This is a genomic window from Tenacibaculum sp. MAR_2010_89 (assembly GCF_900105985.1).
GTDB classification, from domain to species: domain Bacteria; phylum Bacteroidota; class Bacteroidia; order Flavobacteriales; family Flavobacteriaceae; genus Polaribacter; species Polaribacter halocynthiae.
Genome location: NZ_FNUB01000005.1, coordinates 2,350,449 through 2,374,221, shown reverse-complemented (window position 1 = coordinate 2,374,221; position 23,773 = coordinate 2,350,449). Strand labels below are relative to the sequence as shown.

Genomic DNA, 23,773 nt, shown 5'->3' with positions numbered 1-23,773 from the left:
ATTTTTTTTTAAGTGATATCGCTTGCTTGCAACACTTTTACAAACATATACTTCCTTCTCTTTAATTTGTTGAAATGCTGTTAATGAAAAAATTATGAGTACTAATAAAATATTTTTCATGGGTAGTTTGATTTTCTGTATTGCCATGGTGTAATACTATTTGGTTGTGACCATATTCCTATTTTTTGTTTCTTAGCCACTTGTTCTAAATTATGGTATCTTTTACTTTTTGAGTATTTTTTAAAATGCATTGCCAATCCATTTTCAACTAAAGTTTCATTTATATTTTCCACTTTATTATAATATACTTCTGCTATTAATCGATTCCAGTGCCACTTTCCTTTATTAATTATCCGCACATTTTTACCAAATATTTTGGTAGCTACAAACTGTTTTGCTTTATTGCCAAATGCTTGTTTCTTTTCTGGACAATCTATATGCGCTAACCTTATAATTAATGGTTTCTTTTTATATAAAACTTCAATAGTGTCTCCATCTTTTACACCAATTACTTTTGCATAAAATTCTTTGGGTACTTTTTGTTTAACTATAAAAAATAAAAGAAAAAGGAATATTGTTTTTAGATGCATGGTTAATTTAAAATGAAATTATTAATGACATCATCAATATGGGTTGGTAAATCTGCAGTTTTTAATTGAAACTTTTTAATACTCATCTCTGTTAACCATTTTGACCAATATGCCTTGATTACTTCTCCTTCATAAGGATTGTTATTACTTGGATTTATCCCTAAAACTAAAACTTCAATATTTTCTAACTTCTTATCTATTGATAGAAAACCATAATTATGTCTTTCCATTTTTTTATTCCATTTTTCAGTATTTAAACCGAATCCTTTTATAGTTTTTGGTGTTAAATACGATGTTTTATTCTTGCTTTTTATTATATCATGCTTATGAAAAATATACCCGTCCGTTAAAATTATTACAATATTTCGATACTTATTATCTATACAATAATCATTCATTTTGTTTTTAAAGAAACCTCTTATATTTGATCCTATGTATTTTCCATCAGAAATTGCAGTATTATAAATATCAGTACAAACTTCTTTGTACTTTATAGAGGTTTGTTTTATTTTATTTTTAGTCGCATTTTTTTTATCAAATTGAATTTTAAGGTTAGTTATTTTTTTATTTAGTGCCCTATCTGATGGTTCAGGATCTATAAATAACTGTATTTTATCATTAATACTGTACGTTTTTTTATTCATTAAATGACTTTCAAATACTTTTGTAATACTTTCAATGTATCCTAAATCTCGTTGATAATATTCCATAGATGGATTTGAAAATTTCACAGAGTCTATTCTGTCAGATAAATCTAATAGAATACTAATATTCAAATTTTGTTTTTTTTTATTTTTTTTAACACTAACCTTTTTATAACTACTGCTTTCATTATTAGGTACTACTTCTTTTTTACATGAAAAAAATAAAATACTCAGAACTATAATTAAATATATTCGCATTTTTCTTTAGTTTAATTGTGATTTATAAATTATTCCTTCAGTATTTTCATTCGTTAAATCATATTTTGAAAGGTGTTCTTTTTCTATTGTTTCACATTCAGATAGTAATTCGTTTCTCCTTTTTAAGTTATCAAAATTATCTGTAACAGCTAAATACCAACCTTTTACATATTCTGCATGATAAGTTAAATAACGTTTATTAGGAAATACAAATCCATCAATAGTACTCTGTAAATCTGTAATTCTAGCTTCTATTCCTGAAATATCTTTTTTAATACCATTTAACTTCTCTACAGCTTCTATTATTGATTTTTTTAAATTTTCAATAGTCTCCCTTTTCCCTCTAATAAAAGCTTTTATTTTATCTATATTTTCATATTCTTTCATAATAAAGTCAAAAACTAACCCCCATATAATATATACTACAAAACCTGCAAAAATTATCCCCCAGAATTCTACTTTACTAAAAGCTATTGATAAATTAAAATCTGGTGAATCTGGTGTTTTATTAAATTCATAAATTTTCATTTCAATTAAGTATGCTAGAATAGCATCAAAAATGAATGTTATAACAAATAGAACACCTATTTTAACATAAGACACCCAACTTTTGTGCTTTTGAAACATGTGAATTAAATATCCTAACCCCATAAAAGCAAAAGGAATTGTTAACACAAAAACCCCCTCCATAACCCCATCATTAAAAGCACTTGTTAAAGCATCAGCAGAAAATATTGTATTATTTACCCCTAAACTTGAAATACTTTCAAAGTCTTTAAAAAAGGCAGAATAGGAAGCTGAAATATAAAACACTAACAAGTAAAGAGTAATTGGTACTAATACTATTAATCCTATATAAAATTGAGCTTTAGGCTTTTTATCTACATCTTCAACATACTTTTCTGGATCTTCTTTAACATCAATTATTTGATTTTTACAGTCTTCTATTTCTTCCTCATCTTTCTTTATCTCTTCTTCTAAGATACCTTTAACAGTTTGTCTTTTTTTTAACTCAATCCCCTCTCTACCTTTTTCTTGTATGTGTGGTTCTTTTAATTTGTTTTGTAATTTATCATCTTCGGCGCATTTACTTTTATAATCCATGTAAACATCATTTAAACAAGCTCTAAAAACTTTATGATTTCCAGATGCTTGTTTTGATGAACCATATCCACTTTCAAAAAAAGTAAACTTATGATCCTTTTTATCTTCACTTATTGTTTCTACTTTTTTTACAGGTTCTTCTTTCTTAGTGATAAATATTTTTTTTAATGCTTCCATTTTGTTAATCAATTAGTTGTTTTAATAATTCAGTTTTTGATGTACTTCTTTTGGCATTTTCAATTAAAAAATCAGTAAGCTCATTTAAATTTTCTTCAAGAAATCCAAACTTTGAACAGTATTTTTTTAAAGTTGTAATTTCATCATTTGTTACTTTTTCATCTGCCCAAATCATTACAGCTAAATCGTACAAATATTCTATTTTTAGTTCAAGACTATTTGGTATAGAACTATCATGATAAGGTGATAATAAAATAGTATCAAGTTCTTTCTTAGATACTTTCCTTTCTTCTGCAAATTTGTATAACATTTGCATTTCTAATACATCAAAATTATCATCTGAAAAAGCCATTTGATATAATCTAAGAAAATGACTTTTAAGTTCGGTAGTTATTTCATTCATTTATTAATATTTTACGTTATACATATTTCTATTTTTCACAACTTGCTTTGTTGTTGTTTTTGATTCTATCTCACTAAAAACAGCCCCATAAAAAGTTACTAGTAGAAATAGAATACCTGCTAGTATATCTAAAGGAATCCAATATGGTTTTAAATATAAAAAAACAGGAAAAATTGGATTAAAAAGTATGGCTATCGGAACAAATACTAACCTCCACATTTTTTTGATTTTATAATTGAAAACAATAAATAGACAACCTATAAAAACTAGTATTCTTAAAAAATTATAATATATTATAGGAAGGTTGGTTATTGCTACAAATAAGGATACTGAACATACTATGTTTAGTAATCTTAAATAATTTTGTTTTTTCATTTTCTTTTAGTTAATAATGCTATAAAAACACTAATGATTGTAAATACAATCCCGAAACACCCAATAGCTTCTTTTTTAGAATAGTATTTTCTATAATTAAGTCCTTTTATACCTGTTTTTATTGAGTATCCTTTTGAGCTTACTGCACCTATTTTAGTTCGTAAACTTGGAGATATTCCTGACTTACTAATATTTAACCCTAAACCTTTTCCTAATTTTAGGCGTCTATAAAATTGTAATCCCATATCATTTTACTTGTTATTTATTTTATACCACAATTAGGGCAATCGATACAATCTTTTTTATCTTCTTTTACTTTATCAATTAAAGCAGAACTTATAATACCAGTTGGTAAGGCTACAAAGCCAATACCAATTACTCCAATTAATGCGCTTAAAAACTTTCCTAGTGGGGTTACTGGGTACACATCTGCAACTCCAACCGTAGTTAAAGTTCCTAAAGACCACCAAAACGCTTCTATAATACTTGAAAATTTATCTGGTTGTGCTTCATTTTCAGCATAAAAAATTAAAGTAGAAGACAACATTACTAATACTAAAGCTATAAATGCTGTTATTAATAATTCTGGTTTAGCTTCCCTAAGTATTAAATTAATTGTTTTAAAAGATTTTGAATACCTCCCTAATTTAAAAATCCTTACTAATCTTAAAAGTCTAAGTACTCTTAACATTCTTAAATCGAAAGGAAAAATTAAGGGTAAATAAAAAGGCAATATTGATAATAAATCTAAAATACCATAGCCAGAAAACACATAAGAATTCCACCCCTTTTCATTTTTCTTTTCTGCTATTATAATTCTTGTAATAAATTCTAAAGTAAAAATCACTATAGAAAATTCCTCTATCATTTGAAAAAAAGTAGCATATTGTACTCGCAGTACTTTGAAAGATTCAAGAATTAAACAAATTGCATTTAAAATTATTAAAAGGTAAATACCTTTTGCAAAAAAAAAAGTTATAATTAAGTAATTGAGTAGCTTTTGTTTTCATGTTCTTTCGACTAACAATCACATTCTGATCTATCTACATATGTCTTATTTCCATTACTATTCTTATAATAGCATCCTCCTTTAGGTCCTGTCCATAGTTCGTTACCATTGTGTGTACCACATCTCCATTCTGTTAATTTTTCAGTATTATCTGTTGAACAACTTAAAATCAAAATAAATAAAATAAAGACACTGGTAATTTTTAACTCTTTCATTATAATAAATATTAGTTTGGTTATTTACTTCAAATCTACTCTCCTTAAACAACAAAACCTTACGGTTTCCCATAAGGCTTATGAATACTATATAAATTTTATCTTCTACAGATAATTGTTTATGTTAAGTCAACTGTATCTGCTGAAGGTCCGTTATCTTTTACTGATTCTATTCCTTTATCTCTACCTGAAGTGCTGGTATACATTTGACTTTTACCTATTACTTTATTATTTAGTGCTTTTAACACAAAATAATATTTACCATTAGAAGCTGTTTTCTTTTCATAGTTATTATCTTCAGGTGCATTTTCTTTAACCGAAATTATTCCGTTTTTACATCCCTGTTTATTATCATAACCTTCACTCGTTAAGATTATTTCTCCGTTTCCTGCTTTTAAATTAAACATAAACTCATTGTTTACTCTTTTTGTAATTTCGAATTTTGGTTTACCCATTTTTATAATTATTTTTAAATTTATACTTTTTCAAAACTAATTTTAGTTAATTCTAAAACATTACGGGAATCCATTATCGATAATTTTTATCTCAAAACTTAATTAATCATTAACCAAAACAACATATTTATAATACACAAAACCGATTGTTTGGGTTCTCTTTACTTTAACTTTAATCCATTGAGCATGCATTGCCAATACTACTAACTCCTCTCCTTTTCGTAGTTGTTGAATTTCATAATTGGTAATACTGGGACCACTTCTAAGGCTTAAGTTTTCTTTATTAACTAACAAAATTCTTAAATACAGAGGCTCCTCTTTTAATTGCTGCGTAGTTGTTAAACTATTATTTCGACCATCATATATATTTTTCTTTATTGATTTTTGTTTTTTAGGGTAAGTTCTTTTTCTCTTTTTCCTTCTGGGGGCTTTATACCCATCTGAGCACACCCCACAAGAACCTCCATTATTACAATACTTACAACTACTACAATTTTTACATGCCCTACAATAAGCTGAACCTGTACATCGTCCACCAATATCAATATAACACCCTAGTACGGGTATATTTTTGCTTCTTTTTTTTAAAATACTTGTATGCTGCTGACTTTTACTTAGAAGTAAACTGATTAGGATAACAGGAATTAGTAACTGATAGGTTTCCTTTTTGATATTTTTCATTTTCGGGGGATTATGAGTATTAATAAAAACAAAACTAGAGTACCCAAAAAACAAAACCCTACGGATTTCCGTAGGGTTTTACTTTAACGTCTTCTTTTTTTTATATTTTCTTTTTCTGTAATAGCTTTCATGTTTTTTAGCTTTAGGCTTTCCTCTTGTGTGTGACCTTACATAAGTTCCATCTTTTCTATAATACCCCTTTACAGATACAGTTCCAAAACTACTATTAGTAGAATGAAAACTAGACTTATTTTTACGTATTTTAAAAGCTATTCTACTTACTTTTGGCTTATAACCCCATCCTAAATAATTTTTATATTTAATTTTTTTATACTCTTTTGTTCCTTTAACTTTAACTACCTCTCCTTTGGGAATCACAATAATTTTTTTACTCCCCAAAGACTTAGATTTATATAAAATTAAATCTTCATTTACATCATATGTATTATATACACTGGAACAAGAACTTATTAAAATTAATATTACAACGATTAAAAATTTATTTTTCATACCTATATTTTACCAAGTATCTTCGTTATTTTTCAAATACACATTAAAGTCATTTACTAGAGAATTCCCTTTTATTATGAACTGTTCAGGAGTAAAACCATAATTACTTCCCATATATTTCATAACTTTAAATTCTCCTAAAGGAGTAATTTCTATTTTTACTGAATTATCTTTTACCCGAATTGTTATAATTCCATAATAAGGTTTAGAACTAGGTGTATATTTTGTTCCTTGTATTCCTTGATACATTAAATACTTTCCTTTAATTATACCTTCTTCTTTATCACTAAATTGAATTACACTTTTAGAGCTAATAAAAGATTCAACCATCCATTCATTCGCTTTAATATAGTTTTTACTTTTCTTAAACTTAGTTTTGATTATTCTATGTATTGGCTTTGGAGTTGTTACAACTTTGGCTGAATAACATGAGCTAAATGTTACCAACAATAAAATAATTATAGTTTTTTTCATTTCCTTGTTTTTTAAGTTAATATTTCTTCAAAACTACTCTAGTAAAAACACAAAACCCTACGGATTTCCGTAGGGTTTAAAACTAATTTAATAATCGTTCTGCTATCTTTTCTGTTTCAAGTATATCTCCTTTTGGTAATATCATTTCTAATTTACCACTATTGGGGTTAGTATAAATTTCAAAACTATATTTACAATTCTGTATTCTATATTTTAAAGCTAAAAGTCCCATGTAAAAACCTTTCTTTTTTGTTTCTTCATATACATACCTTGAACAGTTTTTTTTAAAAATACAACAAGGAGGTTTGTTTTTAGCTTTAAACAACCAATACAGTTTTATTATTATTAATAAAATATATTTCATTATTTTCCAAAAACAAGCATTTGTCTATACGCTGTAAACCCTGGTTTTGCGCCTAAACCAAAACACCCTTGGTCTGGTACTATATATGTTTGTACGCTTTCTAAACGAATGTATTGCCAGCCTTGATTAGTATAATTAGCTATAATATCCTCCAATTGTTGAGCAACCTGTGTTGAGTTCTCTTTATTTCTATTAATAGAAGGAATGAATGGTATTACTTTATATTCCATAATTTTTTTTAATTAAGCCTCACAATAAATTAAAGTCATTCCTTTATCTCCCTTTTTATAATCATTTCTTAAATTAAAATTTTCAAGAACTATCTTAATTTGTTCAGATTTATTTAGATCATACATTTTCCAACCGTACTTACCAGATTTACTATAGCCATCTACCTGATAAGCCCTTAATCCTTTATTACCAGCTGTAGTTAATCCATAACAATGAGGTTCAACTTTCCTTAATTCATTTTCATAATAAAAAGTAATTATTTTTTTTTGTGAAATTGCTTCGCAAATTTTAACATCCATAAATTCTAATATTTTTAAATTAATACTACCTCAAAATTACTTTGCTAAAAACAGAAAACCCTACGGGTTTCCGTAGGGTTCTATTATAATATGTAAAGTTCTTTTAAATCAATCCGAAATCTTTAGTAATCGCTATTAGTTGTGTGGGATTATTCGCATTAAAGTTTTCTTTTAAGGTCTTTAACCGTTTTTCTACCGAACTAATACTGTGCGGTTTTATATTACTTTCTTTAAGTTCAATGCTAATCTCTTTTTGATCCATACCTTCAGCTAAATGTTTTAATAAAAACACATCGTAATCGGTAATTTCAAAAGTTTCTTTACTTCTTAGTGTATGCGCTAATTGGTGCGATATAAAAAACTCTCCATCGAAAACTTTTTTTATTGCTTTTTTAAGTTCTCTTTGTCCGTTAACCGATTTCCATACATATCCATTCACTACTAACTCATTACATAACTGCTGTACTCTGTAGGGTTTATCTTCTACTGAAAAAACAATAGTTTGTAATGTGGCTTGTAATTTTTTAGCTTCTCTTATTAAATCTTCTCCTGATGTTAATCGTTGCGGATTAGGATTTTCAACAAATGATAAATCACTAATTAACAAATCGAATGGTTCATTGTCTAAAAACGCTTTTTTAAGTTTTAAAAACGCTTCATCACAATATTGTGCATATTCTATTACTGGAATTTGTAAGCTTTCTAATGCCATTTTAATTCCACTAGACATAAAATCGACATCTTCTGCTATTAATACTTTTTGAAACATAACTACTTTTTAAATTGAAATTTTGCCTGAAATCCTTTTTGCATTTCTGATTCAAAAATAATAGAACCTCCTATAGATTTTATACGGGTTTCCATATTTTGGAGTCCATTTTTTATTTCTAGTGTTTCTACTCCAATTCCATTGTCTTTATATTGTATTTGTAATGTATCTTTTATTAGAGAAAATGAAACTATTACTAAATTAGCCTCACTATATTTTTTCATATTAACTAATAACTCTTGCAACACTCTGTAAATAACTATTTGTTTTTCTTTAGAAAGCTCGTTAACAGTTATTTCTGACAGCCCTTTATTCATTACTTTACAACCATCGGCAGAAAAATCAGCAAATAACTGTTTTAAAAAACCTTCAAATTGATTTCCAGTAAGCACAGGACTATTTTCGTGTGAGATATTTCTCGTTTGCAAATATATTTTTTCTAAATCGGCTAAAATTGAAGATTCTTCTCCTGATTTATTTTGTATTTTGTTCATCGCTAAGTATACATCATTAGCCAATTCATCATGAATTTTTTTAGCTAAACGTGTTTCAGTTTTATAAACCTCTATTACTTTTTCTTTTTTGGTTTTTGCTCTTTTGTAATAGATATACATTATAAAACCTAACATAGTAGTAAGTCCAATAAAAATCCAACCTTGTTTTTCTGTTTTTTGTTCTTCAGCTAAATACTTATTCTTTAATGCTTTTTTTTCATTTTCCTCACTTTCATATTTCACCAAAGCATATTTATACTGTTCTTTATCTTTTACCTTTATTAGGCTGTCTTTTAACTTATTTCTTTTTATTGCAAAATTTATTCCTTTATCAGCCGTCTCTAACATTGAAATCTTATCCAATGCTTCAATGATATCATAAGGACTTTTCTCTTTAGTTGCTATATTATACATTTCATAAGCATAGGTTAATGACTTACTCTTATCTAATTCTCCATAATAATCTGATAAGTGTGCGTAAGAAGCTATTAATCCTTCAAAATTTTTCTCTTTGATTCTTATTCTTTTAGCTTCCAAAAATTGTGGCAATACATTTAATTTTGAATTTTTCAACCACCTTACATAGGCTAAATTATCAATAGCTCTAGCTTTAGTTTCTAAAAATTTATTAAGAGTAGAATCAATTAATATTTTGCTTAAAATATCGATTGATTGGTCATAATTTTTCATTTTTTTACATGAAATAGCTATATTATTTTTATAAATATTAATTTTATTCCTTTTTTTTGATAAAGTAATTGCTTTTTCATAGTATTTAATTGCTTTTTCATATAACTCTTGTTTTCTTGAATTTATACCTAAATTATTATATATAGAAGCAATATATTCTGTTCCTTTTTTATCGAAAAATTGTAATGCTTTTACTGCTGTAGCATTACTTTTTTTATAATCTCCAAAACTTGATTCAATAATAGCAATATTTAAAAGTCTTCTACCTATTTTCATACTATCATTTATAACTTCATAAATTTTTAAAGATTTATTATAAAAAAAATATGCTGAATCTTTTTGGTTAATTCTCTCATTATACAACCCAAGTTTATAATATGCTTCACCAATACTTCTTTTGTCATTATATTTTAAAGCTTTTATTAATAAATGCTTAGATGCTTGAATAGCTTTTTTATAATTCTTCTCTTTTCTAAATAAAATAACATTATAATTAAGCATTTTCAATTCTAAAGAATCAAACTTTATAACTTCAATAAGTTTAAAAGCTTTCTTTAAATTCTCTTTCCTTTTATCAATAGATAGTGAATCATTTTTACTCAATGAGTAGTACTTTAATATTTTATCTTTTTGGGTTAAGTTTTCTTTATTATTATAGCATGAAATAATTATTAATATACTAAAAAGTAAAACTAGATTCTTATTTTTTTTCATTCTACTAAAATAAAAAGGCTGAGTAACAAACTCAACCTTTTTTATAAATTTTATCTTTTGATAAATATCAAAAAAAAAAATTTTTAACCTTCATCCTCATCTTCATCTGGTGTTTGTCCTTCTTCACCCCCAGTATTTTGAATTTCTAATTCTTGTTGTTCCTGAATGGTGTCTTCAGTTAAATCTGTACATGATGTAAACACTCCACTTATTACTAAAACTGCTATAAAAATTATTTTCTTCATATTATAAAATTTTTAATCTTTTAAAATTTTTGAGCATTAGTTTTCTTTTCCGAGCTTGATTGCTCAGGTCGATACAGTGCTTGGAAAAGCCTAAAATTTTAAAAGAGTCTCGAGCCTCTTTTGTGGAAAGTGAAGATGAAAATCAGTAGTTTTTAATAGCTTTCCTGTCTAAGAAAATTCACTGATTATACATCTGTTAACTAGAACTAATCGAATTTTTATTTTTTGTTTTCTCGATCAATGCCACTGCAAAGATTCTGATTATCTGAATTTTACCATTAATCAAAACATTATCAATTTTTAACCAAGTGGTATTTGTCTAGTTTATGGATAACCGTAATCAATTTTTGTACAACAGAATTACTTTTGGATAAGATTTGTATAACAATTGATTAATCATGATTGAAAAACTTATTGTAGATTTTTTTACTAGTATAGAAAAAGATGAATCCATTACATCTAGAAATGGTAAAGCAGTATTCTTTGTGGAAGAACTACTAGAGAGAAGAAATGAAATATTTGATCATGTAAGTGTGCAAAAAATTAGTAGGTTACATAAGAGATATGTAGAAAAAGAAAAGGATATTCCTGTTAGTGCCCCTGACCTTTTTATAAAAGATGTAATGGCAGAATATTTAGGGTTTGAGGATTATGAAGACTTTAAATTAAAAAATAGTAATCTTATAAAAGATAATACTATTGAAAATATTAGTAACAAAGAAACTAGTATTAATATAACTAAACCAACTACTAGCACCCCCACAAACAGCATAAAACAAAAAGTAATAATTACAATTAGCATTACATTACTATCCGTATCATCTTTTATCTTTTTCAAAAGAGATTACTTCTTTAATACAGGTAACTGCATTGTATGGAATCAAGATCATTATGAAAGAATAACTTGCACTACAGAAGGAGCTATTAGTGATACACTGTATCATATAGATATTGCTCGTTTTAAAAAAGTAGTTCTTACTAAAAATATGGAGTTTTTTACTGAAGGTGTTCCTAATTACTGGTATGGTAGTAATAATCAAGGAAAACGTGAGTTTTTTACAGCAAGGGGTATTCATCCTGAAACTAAAAGAGAATTAGATGAAATTACTGAATATATTTTAGTACAGGAAGGTTTGATTAATTATTAAAAATAACTTTTTCATTTGTTTTAAAGTATCCTTTTTAAGTACTTTAGTAAAAAAATAGAGTCTACTTTAGTATATGGATGATTTTTTAATAGGTATTGGAAAACGTATTAAAGAAATACGTAAAAAACAAAACACAACCATTAGCAATTTAGCTAGTAATGCTGGTGTTAGTAATGGATTAATTTCAAGGATTGAAAACGGAAGAACCATCCCTTCTTTACCTGTATTTTTAGAGCTCATTTCTGCTTTAGATATTGATGCTAGTACCTTTTTTGAAGGTATTGAAAAAAGAACTGGTGCTAAATATATTCATGTTAAAAAAGAAGAACAACAACTTATAGAAAAAGAAGTTGAAGCAAAAGGGTTTACTTATTTTCAAATTTTTGGTAAAAGCATGCATGCAGTTGGCTTTGAAGCTGTAATGTTAACTGTATCTCCAAATTCAAAAAGAGAAAAAGTAATTACTGACGCTTGGGAATTTAAATACATTATAAAAGGAACTTGTACTTATTTAATAGATACTACTGAAGTAATCGTTTCTGAAGGTGATTCTCTTTATTTTAATGGTCGTTTACCACATGTTCCTGTAAATACTAGTGATGAAGATTGTATTATGCTTGTTTTATATTTTTTTTCAGATAATAACTAAAAAATAAAAGCATCGCCATTAGTTTGAGATTTTACCTTTTGCTAACGACGAGCTTTTTAATTAAAGGGGAATATTAAATTATTATTATTTTAAACCTGGCCATGTAGAGTTGTTTATTGGTTTTGGGTATCCTGAAACTGCTTTATCTAGTGTTTTATTATACTTAATATAAGTATTGTTATTTAAAAAGAAATAGCAATAGGTTAAATTCCAATCTACTGCTGCTGTTATTTTAGCTCCATAGTTACCTAACCCTGGCCATGTAGAATTGTTTATCGGTTTTGGATATCCTGAATCTACCCTATCATTTTTAATACTATAACGTAGGTACGTTCCGTCATTTAAAAAGAAATATGCTTTTGAGTTATTCCAATTTATTGCAGCCACAATTTTTTTAGCATACGCTTCTAAACCTGGCCAATTTTGATTTGTTACTCTAATTGGATACCCTGTATCTGCAATATCAGTATTCATATCATATCTAATATATCGTCCATCGTTTAAAAAGAAAAAACCCTTATGATTACTCCATTTAAAGGCAGCACTAATTAAATTTTTATAGTTCCCAAGTCCTGGCCAAGAGGAATTATTAGTTTGTATTGGATACCCACTATCAGCTTTGTCTAATGTTTTATTATAACGAACATACTTTATATCATCTCTAAAAAAGTAAGCTTTATTATTTATAAAATCATTCCAGTCTAGACCAGCAATAATATTTGTATTGTTTATAGTTACGGAACTAGTTTGTCCGTTTAATAACAACGTATAATTAGTATCTCCTTTAGAAGGTGCAGTATCTACATAGTATCCTTGTAAACTATTTACACTTGTTAAAAATTGATTGTTTCTATAAATTTCTATGTTGCCTGATGAAGAAGCATGCCAATACAAAGTATTCGAATTTTTCATCATTACTTTTTGAGCTCCTACCTCACCTATTAAAGATGTTGATGTTAATTGCCATTCTTTTTTTATTGGAATATTTAAATGTGTTAATACAGTTGGAATAATTGAAGTTTGTGCAACATTTCCATAAATACCATTAAAATCTTTATTAGGTATAGTTCCTATGTAATTATTAAATTCTGCATTCCCTTGTTTATTCATTCCTACAAAAATTGTTTTTTCAGAAGTTGTTTGATTTCCATGGCCATACCCACTATTTTCTCTTCCGTGATCAGTAGTAACAATAATAAGCCAGTCTTCATTTTTTGTATTTATTCTATTTTCTACAGCATTCATTATTGTACCTAATCGTTTGTCTGCTCTTGAAATAGCACTATTATAGCTTGAACCAAATCCACTTGAATGGCCAACTCCATCTACCTCATCTAAATGAACAAAAAGAAAATCTGGATTGTGATTTGTAAGCTCATTGACAGAATTTTTAACCGCATTATCATCACTACCTCCCTGATGTTTATAATTTATAAACTGTAATTGATCTCTTAAAAAATCATGAATAGGTGACCAAGTAGCAACACTTGCTGTTTCTAAATTATTATCATGTTCTTTTATAAATTGAAAAACGCTTTTAACTTTAGACTTATGTGAGCTATTATTGTCTGGTACTCCATGTTTATTTAACCATACTCCTGTTAAAATAGTTGTCCAACCTGGTCCACTTTTAGTTTTTTGTTCAGAAGTTGTTCCTGTGATTCCTCCAGAAAACCCTTTCTTTATTAATAACTTATCGAGATTAGGTGTGGCTGCATTACTAATTTTTTCTATTTGCAAACCATCAATTCCAACTAATAAAACTTTCTTTTTTTTAGAAGTTTTTTCTAGTACTACTCTTTTTTTTGTTTCTTTTGTACGATGAATTTCGTGCTCATTTTGACATCCAATAAATAATAATATTGTTATTAAAATAACTTGTTGAATGAAGGGTGATTTTCTCATAATTTATTTACTATTAGTTAATTTATATATCAAAAATATACTATTAGTAAACAGTATTCAACAGTTTTTTATAGTCTTAAAAGAAACTTAATTTAGGTAACATTTAAACAATGATTTAAGAACAAGTACTTTACAATAATTTAATTTAAAGAATTGACATATTTCAATTAAGCTATCTTACGTATTTTCAAAATTTCATTTATTCTTTTTTAGTGATTTTAAGAGTATCTTACTAACTACTTAAAAATTGATTTAAAAGAAAACAAATACCCCATAACTCTTTATATTTTTTACTTAATTGAATAATCATATTTATACATTATCTATATCAACTAATGAGTTTACAATAAAATCAGGGTTCATTGATTCTAATTGTTCTTTCGTTTGTGCACCAGATAATACTCCTACAGTTATTCCACAATTAGCATTTTTACCTTCTTCTATATCAATTGCTGAATCTCCTGCTTTTAATACAAGTTTTGAATTTTCAATATTAAAAATTTTCATCGCTTTATATATCATATCTGGGTGTGGTCGCCCTCTTTCAACATCTGTCGCTGTTAATAATAAGTCATATTGTTTATTTTCTTCCCATTTAAGTTTTTGAAGTAAAAAAGTAGCTATTTCTCTACTGTATCCAGTATTTAAAACAACTTTTATCTTTTTATTTCTTATTTTTAATAATACATCTTCTACCCCTTCAATTGGTATTACATTTAAATTCTCATAAGCTTCATTTAATAAAACTTTAAAGCGATTGAATATTACAAGTGATTCATTTATTTTATTCGATTTTATATGCTTTAATATGTCTTTTATAGCTTGATGCTTCTCTTTTCCTGCACCTATTTTTAATACTAAATCTAAATTTATCTCTACACCATGCTCCATAATAGCTTTATGTAATGTTTTATAAACTACATTTTGCTCATTTACTGTTGTTCCGGCCATATCAAAAACAACCATTTTAATCTCTTTTAACATCATTCTATTTATATAATTCTATAATATTTTGTTTTGAATACCCAGCACTACCAGTCATTCCTTTACCGCCTATTCCTGTTACTATGTGAATATTACTTCCAATAGTGTGCTCAAATAGGTCTTTTGTTTTACATTGACTATAAAAACCTGCCCATCTATGTTGAATTTCATAAGTAGGTAAATCGATGATTTTTTTAGCTTCATTAATCATAAAAGCATCAATTTCTTCTTTTAAATCAAACCCTAAACTATCTATATTATTTGCTGAAGCATATTCATGAGAATCACCAATAATAACAGATCCATCCATAGCTTGTTTAAATAATATATGTATCCCATATTTTTTTTCAAAACTATTCGGGCTTTCTTTCGTTTTCACATCTTTCCATGACGAACATTCTTCAAAAGCCTCATACCTACGAATTGTTAATCCCGTTAATATTGAACCTTTTAATTGATAGTTTATTTGTGGTTTAGTTTGCATCATTTGCAATTTTGATACTACTAAATCACTTTTATTGTATATTGAAGGGAATAGCATTTTAAAATCATTACCATTACATATAATCGTTTTAACCGATTTGTATGTTTGTCCTTCAGCTGTATATACAATTGTTTCTCCATTTGACTCTTCAACATTAACAACTGAGGTATTAAATAAAATGGTAGCTTTTAACTCTTTTTGCATATACATATGTAAACGATTAATCATTACCCTAGGCTCTACTGTTACTTCATCTGGAAAAAACAATCCTGCTTTACAATACTCTTTTTTAAGTCCACTATACTTATCTAAACATTGTTGTTTCGTTAATAATTGTGAACTATAATTATTGTTTTTATTAATTTGATGTAATTCTTCTATTAATTGTACTTCATCATCATTAGAAGCTAAATAAACGGTACCATTCTGTCTAATTGAAATATCAAATTGATCTTGGATTTCTTTATAAATATTTAAACTTTCTCTTCCATAGTTTTGCCATTTCTGATTCATCCCAGAAGGCACTACTTGACCAAAATTTCTAACAGTAGCACCTTGTGGCATACTGTTTTTTTCTAAAATTGCAACTCGTAGCCCTTTTTTTAGTGCATGGTATGCATGAAATGTTCCTAAAACACCACCTCCTACGATTAATAAGTCGTATTTATTGTTCATAAACTAATTGCTTTATTGTAATTGATTTTTTTTGTTTTTTCTTAAAAAAGTAGATGCTATATATCGTTATTAGAAAACCTAAAAAGCCTAAAATATATAATGAATCTATAAAAAATGATAACCAGGAAATTGAAGCCTTTCCAAAGTTTTTATATATTAAAATTAAAATACTACCTAAATATCCAAATGCATCTGCTATGTATATTAAAAAACCAACATTTCCGTTTATTTTAAAAGTTGCAATCATTCTATCGAAAAATATTCCATTAAACGGTACATATGAGCTATATAAACCTAGCCCAGATATTATCATCCATATAAAGGGTGAAATAACTCCCAATTGAAATAAATAAGTTGAAATTAGTATTGATATTGAGCCTATAATTAATACATAATGATAATACATAAATGCTTTATAGTTTGTAGTAATACTACCTATATAACCTAATATAAAAAGAACTGTTAAGGCTATTGGTATTTCAGATATTGTAAAAATAGTTGCGTCTTTATAGCCTAACGCATCCCATATTTCACGTGCAAAATTGTCTCTAAAATCTCTTATTGAAGTTAAGGTTATGAAAAAGATTACAATAAAAGTTAATGGTGCAGCATATTGTTTAAATATAGTTCTACGTTGATTCTTATTTAATGGTTGTCGAATTGTTTTTAATAATTGATCCTCTTCTGTTGGTTGTGGTAATTTTTCTAATAAAAAAGCAAATAAAACTAAAGGTGTTATAAATAACAATCCAGTTACAAAAGGCATCCAGTTTTCAGAAACATTAAGAGCATCTATTGTCCATTTCCCTATAGATTTCACAACCCCTGATGATACTATAAAACTAGATGATAAAATCACCCCTAATAATTCAGATGCCTTACGTCCTTCTATATAAGAAAAAACAATTCCCCAAATCATTCCTAAGGGTAATCCATTTAAAAATAAACATATGATTGTATAAGGTGCTGGAATAATAGCAAAACCTAATAAAGCCAATTCAGCAAATAGAATAAACCCAATTAAATATAGTATTCTCTTTTTTGATTTCATTTCAGAAATCACTTTTATTCCAAGAAATTTAGATATTGTATACCCTATTATTTGGGCAATAATTAATAGTATTTTGTAATCTATCCCCCAAAATACTTCATTTGAAAAAGTAGCTACTGTAAAAGGTTTTCTGAAAGCATACATACAAAAATATGTACCAAATGTTGCTAAAGATGCTTGTAGTATAAAACGTATATTCATAGTGTTTTTTTAGTCAAACGAGCTCGATAAACGTTGAACTTATTTAAGTTAATAGAAATGGTGTTGTTATTGTATTATTGGTAAATTTTCTTGATTAACCTCAGCGCTAATAACGTTTACTTTTAACAATTTTTGAATAGTACTTGCTATTTGGTTGTTATATAACTGTAATTCATTTTTCATTTCACCTTTAGCTTCAATATTAGGCCCTAAAACTGCTAACCAAGTCTCATCTGAACCTTTTACTGTGAAATTTTGACCATGATATTTTAAATTTTGACCATGACTTTTCCAACTTTCTAATGGTACAGTACCCCTTCCATGGTCTGTTGTTATTATAAATGTGGTTTTTCCTTTATAATATGTATTAGATTGACAATATTCCCATAATTCTTTAATCATGTTATTTGTATTTTCAATAGCTAATAAATAATGAGCGTAATCTCCATCATGAGCAAAATCATCAGTTTCGCCATAAGATATATATACTAGTTTAGGTTTACTCTTTTTTATAAACTCGAGTGCATAATTATGAGTAAACATATCTTGTCTAACTGTTTTCCATGGTTGTATAGCCTGTTTCTGTAACCCATTTAAATACTTCTCCTTCTTTGTTAAATCTTTTCCCTTAGCTTCTCTATATCCTGCATTAACATAAATTCCACTTCTTTCTTCATTAATTATATATGGAAAAACATCCCAACTTCCAAAAGCACCTACTTTACCTTTATAATCTGGTAAATTATTCACTAATTCTAAAATTGTTTTGTTAGGATTATTTACTTTATCGTTACTATTAATTCTTGAATCATCAGCAAAGCCACATAAAATCTCACTATATCCTGGATAAGAAAACCAATGAGTATTCTTTAAATTTACTTTATTACTATATTTTCTGTTACCATATAACTGACCATTTTTAGCTATTTTATTCCAAAAGAAAGGTGATAATAACTGTTTTCTTTTATCTGGTGAAGTTTTCCAGTATTTTGATTTTATATAAGCTGAGTCTTTGGTATATTTAGCATCATTAATTAATAATGAATCTGCTCCTGTAAAAAGCTCTTGCCAACGAACTCCATCTAAAGTAATTAAAAATACTTTTTGACTTTTATCTTCGTCTTTTTTAATCTCCTTATTATCTTTTATAATTTGAGTATTGCATCCTATTAGAATAGATACAAAAACAACTAAATAAATTATTGTTTGTTTCATAATATAAATGCCCGTTATAAAAATAACGGGCAATGTTTAAATTTTTTATTTATCCCACCATGATTTAGAATTGTAGTCATTTCCACTATTTAGCCAACCTAAAGCTTGAGAGTTATTTGTTTTATTAGTAAAAGTTTCTTCTGTTGGATACTTAAATCTAACAGGAATTTTATCGCTATTACTATTATTTAAAGCTGGATTTAACGTAGGAAAACCTGTTCTTCTATAATCAAACCATGCTTCATGTCCTGACATTATATTAGCTAAATATTTTTGATTTATAATGTTCTCAAGAGTTCCTTTCCATAAACCTTTAGAAGTGTTTGATAAATAATCAGAAGGAAGAGTTATTTTTTTATAGTTAAAATTCGCTTTTATAGCATTTTCATAATGCTGTTGAGCATTTGATGTTATGTATCCTTTTAAAGCAGCCTCTGCCAATATAAATTCTTGCTCATAGTAAGTTATAAATACCATATCTAATACATCTGCTGCTCTTAAATTACTACTTAACCCTGTATAGTTACCAGCTCTATCATTAGATCCTGGTACAATTCCTACATAATTACCTGCATCATTGGGTTTAAAGTAAAAAGCTAATCTTGGATCATCTTTATCTTTCAACATTTTTAGAACTGTTGTAGTTATACTGTATAGAGAAAAGTCTCCATTTCTTACTTTAGATAAAAACCAATGATTCGGTTCAGATTGAAAAGATAATATTGCATTATCTGTATTTGATGAAAAAATATTTCCTGAAGCTACAATTTGCTGAATTTTAGTAGCAGCTGCAGGGTAATTACTACTAACTCTTAATAAATAGCGTAATTGCAAAACATTAGCTAATTTAATCCAACGCTCTCTTTCTCCTGAGAACATTATATCTCCAACTATTGCTGAATTATCTGTAGAAAGTGTTGAAACTGCTGTAGAAAGTAAATCTAAAACTCCGTTGGTAGCTGTATAAATTTCTTTTTGTTGATCATATTTAGGAGTTAAATTATTTTTATCTCCAGCTTCAAAAAATGGAACAGGACCATATAAATCTGTTAACTCTGCTCCTATTACGGCTTTTAATATTTTAGCTACTGCTTTAGTAGATGTGCTAGTTTTATCTCCATTTATAACATCATTCATGTCAGCAAGCACCTTATAATTAGTTACCCAAACAGCACTATTGGTTTCTATTTCGTATTGATCTACATCATTAAAATCAAACTTACCATGATACTGCATTAATGTACTACTAAATGTAAAACCGTTAGTTGCAGTTTGATTTCCTATCGTATATAATGCATTTGTTAACAAATAACTTGCTTCAGGCTTAGTTGGTTCATTAGGATTGATATTCAATTCCGTAAGGTCAGTACAAGAGGAAAAAACTACAATTATCCCCAATAATATGCTTTTAAATAAATTACTTTTTTTCATTTTAATATTTTTTTTGAATTAGAATTTAAATAAAAAGTTAATTCCGTAACTTCTTGATGATGGATACGATACATCCTCTATACCAGGTACAATATTACTTCCTTGTAAAGCTAATGTCTCTGGATCAAAATGTGGATTTGAAGAAGGAGTCCATAAAGCTAAATTTCTTCCAACTAATGAAATTCTTAAGCTTTCCATTCCTAATTTTTCAGCAAATGAATTAGGAACATTATATCCAAATTTCACTTCTCTTAATTTTACATAAGTTGCATCTACAATTCCAGTTTCTTGATTACTTTTTCTATTGTATAATGGTTTATAGTATGACCACCACCCTATTGCATCAGCACTAGTTAAAGGTTGATAAGAACCATCTGGCATTTCTTTTACTCCATCAGGAACAATGTCTTTATAGTCATTTCTATCAAGTGAACCTTCTAAGTTACCTGCGTAAGTACCTACTTGCTTTGTTCTTGATATTAAAGTTCCACCTTGTTTCCAGTCAACTAAAAAAGAAAAAGAAAAACCTTTATAATTGAATGAATTATTAAAACCTACTGAAAAATCAGGATTATAATTACCTAGCAGCTTTAATTCATCTTCAACTATAGGAGCACCATTTTTATATATTATTTTTCCGTTATAACGTTTAAATCTTCTTCCATACATATTACCTAGCCTTTCCCCTTTTCTTGCTTGAATAAAAACTTTTGATCCTTCAGCAGAATACACAGAAGCAAAATTTGTGGTTAATACATCACCAGTACCCTCAGGTAACTCTAAAACTTTACCAACATTTTTTGTGAAGTTTATGCTTGATGCCCACTGGAAGTTATCAGTTTTAATAGGCTTAACAGTAACTAATGCTTCAATACCTTGATTTTGAATTTTACCTCCATTAATTACTTGTCGTTGATACCCTACTGTATTTGATATTGGAACACTAATAATTTGATCTTCTGATATTGATTTATAATAAGTTACATCTAAATTCAATCTATTCCCAAACATTCGTATATCTGTTCCTACTTCATAAGAAGTAATTTGTTCTGGTTTCAAGTTCTCATTTAATAAAACATTTCCTCTACTTAATGTTCTATTCCCTGCATATGGAAGTTGATATTGGTATGGTGTTTTTAAATTATAAGGTTCTGTATCATTACCTACTTTTGCCCATGACGCTCTTAATTTAAAAAAGTTAAATGCCTCTGGTAATTCAAAAATATCACTCATAATTGCACTTAATGATGCTGATGGATAAAAATAGGAGTTATTATCTTCTGGCAATGTTGAAGACCAATCATTACGAGCTGTGATATCTAAAAAAAGTTTGTTATCAAACGACAATCCTACAACTCCATATATACTTCTAATTTCTTTTTCTAATTTATATTGATCAGTAACTAAAGGCAGTGCTGAATTTTTTAAATTATAAATTTCTGGAATTACTAATTTATTAGCAACATTATATAAAAAATTAGCTTCTTGTTGCATTATATTTCCTCCGAAATCAACACTCAATCCAAAAGAATCATTAAGGTCTTTCTTATATGATAATAACACATCAGTATTTACTTCTTTAAAATCTACTCTTTCATCTTTATAAGCCCCTTTTAAAAAGCGTTGGGTACTATAAGCTCTTTTTGATTCCCGCTTATCAGCATAATAATCCATACCACTTCTTGCTTGTAATTTTAAATCATCAGTAAATTGGTATTCTAACTTTATATTTCCTAAAATTCTATGCTTGTCAAATGAATTTGTATTTTCATTTAACATGAAATATGGGTTATCATGCCATGCATAATTATAATTAAACTGCTCTAAGCCTTCATAACCTCTTTGCCAGTATTCTTTTAATGAATTTGTATTTACAGTTCTTCCATACCATGTAAATATGTACATTGCAGACTCAGAACCGTACCCAGAGCTTGGACGGTTATTACTTTTTGAATTAATATAATTAGTTTTTAATGAAAGTTTCATTTTATCAGTTACATCTACGCTTCCATTAACTCTAAATGATTTTCTAGTTAAGTCTGTATTAGGAATTATACCTTGGTTATCTAGTAAGCCTAAACTAAATAGAATATCTGATTTTTCTCCTCCAAAACCAACTGATGCTCCTATAGTAGAAGTATAACCTGTTCTAAAAAAATCTTTAACATTATTAGGTTTTGCTTCAAATGGTGTTGCAATGATATCATTAGGTGCTGTACTTGGTGAAATTATTCGTCCATCAGCATCTCTAACCCAACCTCTAGCAAAAATATCTCCAGCTCTTAAGCCATTAATTGTTGGGCTATCAAATTGTGTTATTAGTTGTCCATTTGCAAGTGGACCCCATGAAACATCCTCTTGATCATTAGAACCTAATGAATTATTTAAACCATCTACATATTTAAAATCTCCTGCCCAACCTTGACCGTATTTATTTTGGTATTTAGGCAAACGTAAAACACTTTCCATTGTTAAACCTGTGTTTACAGAAACTTGTAGTCTTTTGTTCCTTCTTACAGATTTTGTATTGATTAATATAACTCCATTAGCACCACGAGATCCATATAATGCTGTAGCACTTGCACCTTTTAAAACACTTATGCTTTCAATGTCATCTGAATTAATCTCAGCTGCTCCATTTCCGTAATCAACTTCTTGCATTTCACTCCCTCCTGTGTTCTGCATAGTACTTAAATACGTTCTATTATTAATAGAAATACCATCTACAACAAATAGAGGTCCATTTTTACTCGAATTTAAAGACACTTCCCCACGAATAACAACTCTTGATGAAGATCCAACCCCTGATGATCCATTAGTTATTTGTACACCAGCAATCTTACCGTTTAAAGCATTTACTAAATTCGTTTCTTTTGCTTCATTTAATTCCTTTGGCTTTAGAGTAGATACCGAATATCCTAAAGATTTTTCTTCTTTCTTAATACCTAGTGCAGTTATAACAATTTCATTTAACTGCTCAGACAGTTGTTTTAAAATAACTGTTTCAATATTTTTAGTTTCTCCTGGAGAGATAGTAATATTTATTATTTTAGTTTCATATCCTATAAAAGAAATGCTTACTACTAAATTTCCTGGTTTTACATTATCAATTTTGAAATTTCCATCAAAATCTGTGTTTGAACCTTTTGCTGTGTTTACAACCTTAACACTTGCTCCTGGTAATGGGTAAGTTCCATCACTTACAACTCCTTTTATGGAGGCATTTTGTGCATAAAAGCTTATACTTACTATAAAAGTAAATATTGTTAATAATAATTTTCTGTTAGCCATCTTGTTTTCTTTGTTTACAATAGTTAAAAAATAACACC

Annotated in this window: 27 protein-coding genes; 2 read left to right on the top strand and 25 right to left on the bottom strand. The window is 27.7% G+C overall.

The window, feature by feature from the left end; genetic code table 11:
* Positions 1-116: 116 nt before the first annotated feature.
* The 18 genes from BLV71_RS13915 to BLV71_RS18630 form a co-directional block, all read right to left on the bottom strand.
* Positions 117-590, bottom strand: a complete 474-nt coding sequence (locus BLV71_RS13915; RefSeq protein WP_093871129.1) for a thermonuclease family protein — start codon at positions 588-590, stop codon at positions 117-119.
* Positions 591-592: 2 nt separating this feature from the next.
* Entirely contained in the window at positions 593-1,492 is a 900-nt protein-coding gene (locus BLV71_RS13910) for a hypothetical protein (protein ID WP_093871128.1), read from the bottom strand.
* A gap of 6 nt (positions 1,493-1,498) precedes the next feature.
* Positions 1,499-2,773, bottom strand: coding sequence for a YjgN family protein (locus BLV71_RS13905; protein ID WP_255405203.1), 1,275 nt, complete (start codon positions 2,771-2,773; stop codon positions 1,499-1,501).
* 4 nt (positions 2,774-2,777) lie between these two features.
* On the bottom strand, positions 2,778-3,176 hold the full coding sequence (locus BLV71_RS13900) for a hypothetical protein (RefSeq protein ID WP_093871127.1): 399 nt from the start codon (positions 3,174-3,176) through the stop codon (positions 2,778-2,780).
* Between the two features lie 3 nt (positions 3,177-3,179).
* Positions 3,180-3,551, bottom strand: a complete 372-nt coding sequence (locus BLV71_RS19060) for a DUF6804 family protein (RefSeq protein WP_093871126.1) — start codon at positions 3,549-3,551, stop codon at positions 3,180-3,182.
* Positions 3,548-3,796, bottom strand: a complete 249-nt coding sequence (locus BLV71_RS13890; RefSeq protein WP_093871125.1) for a DUF4236 domain-containing protein — start codon at positions 3,794-3,796, stop codon at positions 3,548-3,550. The genes BLV71_RS19060 and BLV71_RS13890 overlap by 4 nt, the downstream gene beginning before the upstream one ends.
* Before the next feature lie 17 nt (positions 3,797-3,813).
* Positions 3,814-4,530 carry an ion transporter gene (locus tag BLV71_RS13885; RefSeq protein ID WP_255405280.1) on the bottom strand — a complete coding sequence of 239 codons (717 nt, stop codon included), beginning with the start codon at positions 4,528-4,530 and terminating at the stop codon, positions 3,814-3,816.
* Positions 4,531-4,571: 41 nt separating this feature from the next.
* Positions 4,572-4,775: a hypothetical protein gene (locus BLV71_RS13880; protein WP_093871123.1), complete on the bottom strand. Its 204-nt coding sequence runs from the start codon at positions 4,773-4,775 to the stop codon at positions 4,572-4,574.
* 119 nt (positions 4,776-4,894) lie between these two features.
* On the bottom strand, positions 4,895-5,230 hold the full coding sequence (locus BLV71_RS13875; protein WP_093871122.1) for a YegP family protein: 336 nt from the start codon (positions 5,228-5,230) through the stop codon (positions 4,895-4,897).
* 102 nt (positions 5,231-5,332) lie between these two features.
* A complete protein-coding gene (locus BLV71_RS13870) occupies positions 5,333-5,911 on the bottom strand; it encodes an SH3 domain-containing protein (RefSeq protein ID WP_093871121.1) in 579 nt (192 codons plus the stop codon).
* Between the two features lie 78 nt (positions 5,912-5,989).
* Positions 5,990-6,421, bottom strand: coding sequence for a hypothetical protein (locus BLV71_RS13865; protein ID WP_093871120.1), 432 nt, complete (start codon positions 6,419-6,421; stop codon positions 5,990-5,992).
* Positions 6,422-6,430: 9 nt separating this feature from the next.
* The gene (locus tag BLV71_RS13860) at positions 6,431-6,895 is read right to left on the bottom strand and encodes a DUF4468 domain-containing protein (protein ID WP_093871119.1); all 465 of its coding nucleotides are present in this window, start codon (positions 6,893-6,895) and stop codon (positions 6,431-6,433) included.
* Between the two features lie 82 nt (positions 6,896-6,977).
* A complete protein-coding gene (gene yidD / locus BLV71_RS13855; RefSeq protein ID WP_093871118.1) occupies positions 6,978-7,259 on the bottom strand; it encodes a membrane protein insertion efficiency factor YidD in 282 nt (93 codons plus the stop codon).
* Entirely contained in the window at positions 7,259-7,489 is a 231-nt protein-coding gene (locus BLV71_RS13850) for a hypothetical protein (RefSeq protein WP_176974408.1), read from the bottom strand. The genes yidD and BLV71_RS13850 overlap by 1 nt, the downstream gene beginning before the upstream one ends.
* A gap of 12 nt (positions 7,490-7,501) precedes the next feature.
* Positions 7,502-7,789: a hypothetical protein gene (locus BLV71_RS13845; protein WP_093871117.1), complete on the bottom strand. Its 288-nt coding sequence runs from the start codon at positions 7,787-7,789 to the stop codon at positions 7,502-7,504.
* A 103-nt stretch (positions 7,790-7,892) separates the two neighbouring features.
* Positions 7,893-8,558 (bottom strand): helix-turn-helix domain-containing protein, encoded by a 666-nt coding sequence (locus tag BLV71_RS13840; protein ID WP_093871116.1) that lies wholly within the window; start codon positions 8,556-8,558, stop codon positions 7,893-7,895.
* A 2-nt stretch (positions 8,559-8,560) separates the two neighbouring features.
* On the bottom strand, positions 8,561-10,456 hold the full coding sequence (locus BLV71_RS13835; protein ID WP_093871115.1) for a tetratricopeptide repeat-containing sensor histidine kinase: 1,896 nt from the start codon (positions 10,454-10,456) through the stop codon (positions 8,561-8,563).
* Between the two features lie 83 nt (positions 10,457-10,539).
* A complete protein-coding gene (locus BLV71_RS18630) occupies positions 10,540-10,701 on the bottom strand; it encodes a hypothetical protein (protein ID WP_176974407.1) in 162 nt (53 codons plus the stop codon).
* Positions 10,702-11,099: 398 nt separating this feature from the next.
* Between BLV71_RS18630 and BLV71_RS13830 the strand changes: the two genes are divergently transcribed.
* On the top strand, positions 11,100-11,849 hold the full coding sequence (locus BLV71_RS13830) for a hypothetical protein (protein ID WP_093871114.1): 750 nt from the start codon (positions 11,100-11,102) through the stop codon (positions 11,847-11,849).
* A gap of 73 nt (positions 11,850-11,922) precedes the next feature.
* On the top strand, positions 11,923-12,498 hold the full coding sequence (locus BLV71_RS13825) for a helix-turn-helix domain-containing protein (protein WP_093871113.1): 576 nt from the start codon (positions 11,923-11,925) through the stop codon (positions 12,496-12,498).
* An 84-nt stretch (positions 12,499-12,582) separates the two neighbouring features.
* Here the strand turns inward: BLV71_RS13825 and BLV71_RS13820 are convergent, their stop codons facing one another.
* From BLV71_RS13820 to BLV71_RS13790, 7 genes are all read right to left on the bottom strand, one after another.
* Positions 12,583-14,403 (bottom strand): alkaline phosphatase family protein, encoded by a 1,821-nt coding sequence (locus BLV71_RS13820; RefSeq protein ID WP_093871112.1) that lies wholly within the window; start codon positions 14,401-14,403, stop codon positions 12,583-12,585.
* A 312-nt stretch (positions 14,404-14,715) separates the two neighbouring features.
* Positions 14,716-15,390 carry a phosphonatase-like hydrolase gene (locus BLV71_RS13815; RefSeq protein ID WP_369813921.1) on the bottom strand — a complete coding sequence of 225 codons (675 nt, stop codon included), beginning with the start codon at positions 15,388-15,390 and terminating at the stop codon, positions 14,716-14,718.
* Between the two features lies 1 nt (position 15,391).
* Entirely contained in the window at positions 15,392-16,546 is a 1,155-nt protein-coding gene (locus tag BLV71_RS13810; protein WP_093871111.1) for a TIGR03364 family FAD-dependent oxidoreductase, read from the bottom strand.
* On the bottom strand, positions 16,536-17,798 hold the full coding sequence (locus BLV71_RS13805; RefSeq protein ID WP_093871110.1) for a DUF5690 family protein: 1,263 nt from the start codon (positions 17,796-17,798) through the stop codon (positions 16,536-16,538). Before BLV71_RS13805 ends, BLV71_RS13810 begins: the two co-directional genes overlap by 11 nt.
* Positions 17,799-17,864: 66 nt before the next feature.
* Positions 17,865-19,013 (bottom strand): phosphoglyceromutase, encoded by a 1,149-nt coding sequence (locus BLV71_RS13800; RefSeq protein WP_143032793.1) that lies wholly within the window; start codon positions 19,011-19,013, stop codon positions 17,865-17,867.
* Between the two features lie 45 nt (positions 19,014-19,058).
* On the bottom strand, positions 19,059-20,444 hold the full coding sequence (locus BLV71_RS13795) for a SusD/RagB family nutrient-binding outer membrane lipoprotein (RefSeq protein WP_093871109.1): 1,386 nt from the start codon (positions 20,442-20,444) through the stop codon (positions 19,059-19,061).
* 18 nt (positions 20,445-20,462) lie between these two features.
* Complete coding sequence (locus tag BLV71_RS13790; protein ID WP_093871108.1) at positions 20,463-23,735, bottom strand: SusC/RagA family TonB-linked outer membrane protein; 3,273 nt, start codon at positions 23,733-23,735, stop codon at positions 20,463-20,465.
* Between the last annotated feature and the right edge of the window lie 38 nt (positions 23,736-23,773).

Coding starts and splice junctions, on each gene's coding strand:
- BLV71_RS13915 (WP_093871129.1), bottom strand. CDS start 590: ATGCATCTAAAAACAATATTCCTTTTTCTTTTATTTTTTATAGTTAAA.
- BLV71_RS13910 (WP_093871128.1), bottom strand. CDS start 1,492: ATGCGAATATATTTAATTATAGTTCTGAGTATTTTATTTTTTTCATGT.
- BLV71_RS13905 (WP_255405203.1), bottom strand. CDS start 2,773: ATGGAAGCATTAAAAAAAATATTTATCACTAAGAAAGAAGAACCTGTA.
- BLV71_RS13900 (WP_093871127.1), bottom strand. CDS start 3,176: ATGAATGAAATAACTACCGAACTTAAAAGTCATTTTCTTAGATTATAT.
- BLV71_RS19060 (WP_093871126.1), bottom strand. CDS start 3,551: ATGAAAAAACAAAATTATTTAAGATTACTAAACATAGTATGTTCAGTA.
- BLV71_RS13890 (WP_093871125.1), bottom strand. CDS start 3,796: ATGGGATTACAATTTTATAGACGCCTAAAATTAGGAAAAGGTTTAGGG.
- BLV71_RS13880 (WP_093871123.1), bottom strand. CDS start 4,775: ATGAAAGAGTTAAAAATTACCAGTGTCTTTATTTTATTTATTTTGATT.
- BLV71_RS13875 (WP_093871122.1), bottom strand. CDS start 5,230: ATGGGTAAACCAAAATTCGAAATTACAAAAAGAGTAAACAATGAGTTT.
- BLV71_RS13870 (WP_093871121.1), bottom strand. CDS start 5,911: ATGAAAAATATCAAAAAGGAAACCTATCAGTTACTAATTCCTGTTATC.
- BLV71_RS13865 (WP_093871120.1), bottom strand. CDS start 6,421: ATGAAAAATAAATTTTTAATCGTTGTAATATTAATTTTAATAAGTTCT.
- BLV71_RS13860 (WP_093871119.1), bottom strand. CDS start 6,895: ATGAAAAAAACTATAATTATTTTATTGTTGGTAACATTTAGCTCATGT.
- yidD (WP_093871118.1), bottom strand. CDS start 7,259: ATGAAATATATTTTATTAATAATAATAAAACTGTATTGGTTGTTTAAA.
- BLV71_RS13850 (WP_176974408.1), bottom strand. CDS start 7,489: ATGGAATATAAAGTAATACCATTCATTCCTTCTATTAATAGAAATAAA.
- BLV71_RS13845 (WP_093871117.1), bottom strand. CDS start 7,789: ATGGATGTTAAAATTTGCGAAGCAATTTCACAAAAAAAAATAATTACT.
- BLV71_RS13840 (WP_093871116.1), bottom strand. CDS start 8,558: ATGTTTCAAAAAGTATTAATAGCAGAAGATGTCGATTTTATGTCTAGT.
- BLV71_RS13835 (WP_093871115.1), bottom strand. CDS start 10,456: ATGAAAAAAAATAAGAATCTAGTTTTACTTTTTAGTATATTAATAATT.
- BLV71_RS18630 (WP_176974407.1), bottom strand. CDS start 10,701: ATGAAGAAAATAATTTTTATAGCAGTTTTAGTAATAAGTGGAGTGTTT.
- BLV71_RS13830 (WP_093871114.1), top strand. CDS start 11,100: ATGATTGAAAAACTTATTGTAGATTTTTTTACTAGTATAGAAAAAGAT.
- BLV71_RS13825 (WP_093871113.1), top strand. CDS start 11,923: ATGGATGATTTTTTAATAGGTATTGGAAAACGTATTAAAGAAATACGT.
- BLV71_RS13820 (WP_093871112.1), bottom strand. CDS start 14,403: ATGAGAAAATCACCCTTCATTCAACAAGTTATTTTAATAACAATATTA.
- BLV71_RS13815 (WP_369813921.1), bottom strand. CDS start 15,390: ATGATGTTAAAAGAGATTAAAATGGTTGTTTTTGATATGGCCGGAACA.
- BLV71_RS13810 (WP_093871111.1), bottom strand. CDS start 16,546: ATGAACAATAAATACGACTTATTAATCGTAGGAGGTGGTGTTTTAGGA.
- BLV71_RS13805 (WP_093871110.1), bottom strand. CDS start 17,798: ATGAATATACGTTTTATACTACAAGCATCTTTAGCAACATTTGGTACA.
- BLV71_RS13800 (WP_143032793.1), bottom strand. CDS start 19,013: ATGAAACAAACAATAATTTATTTAGTTGTTTTTGTATCTATTCTAATA.
- BLV71_RS13795 (WP_093871109.1), bottom strand. CDS start 20,444: ATGAAAAAAAGTAATTTATTTAAAAGCATATTATTGGGGATAATTGTA.
- BLV71_RS13790 (WP_093871108.1), bottom strand. CDS start 23,735: ATGGCTAACAGAAAATTATTATTAACAATATTTACTTTTATAGTAAGT.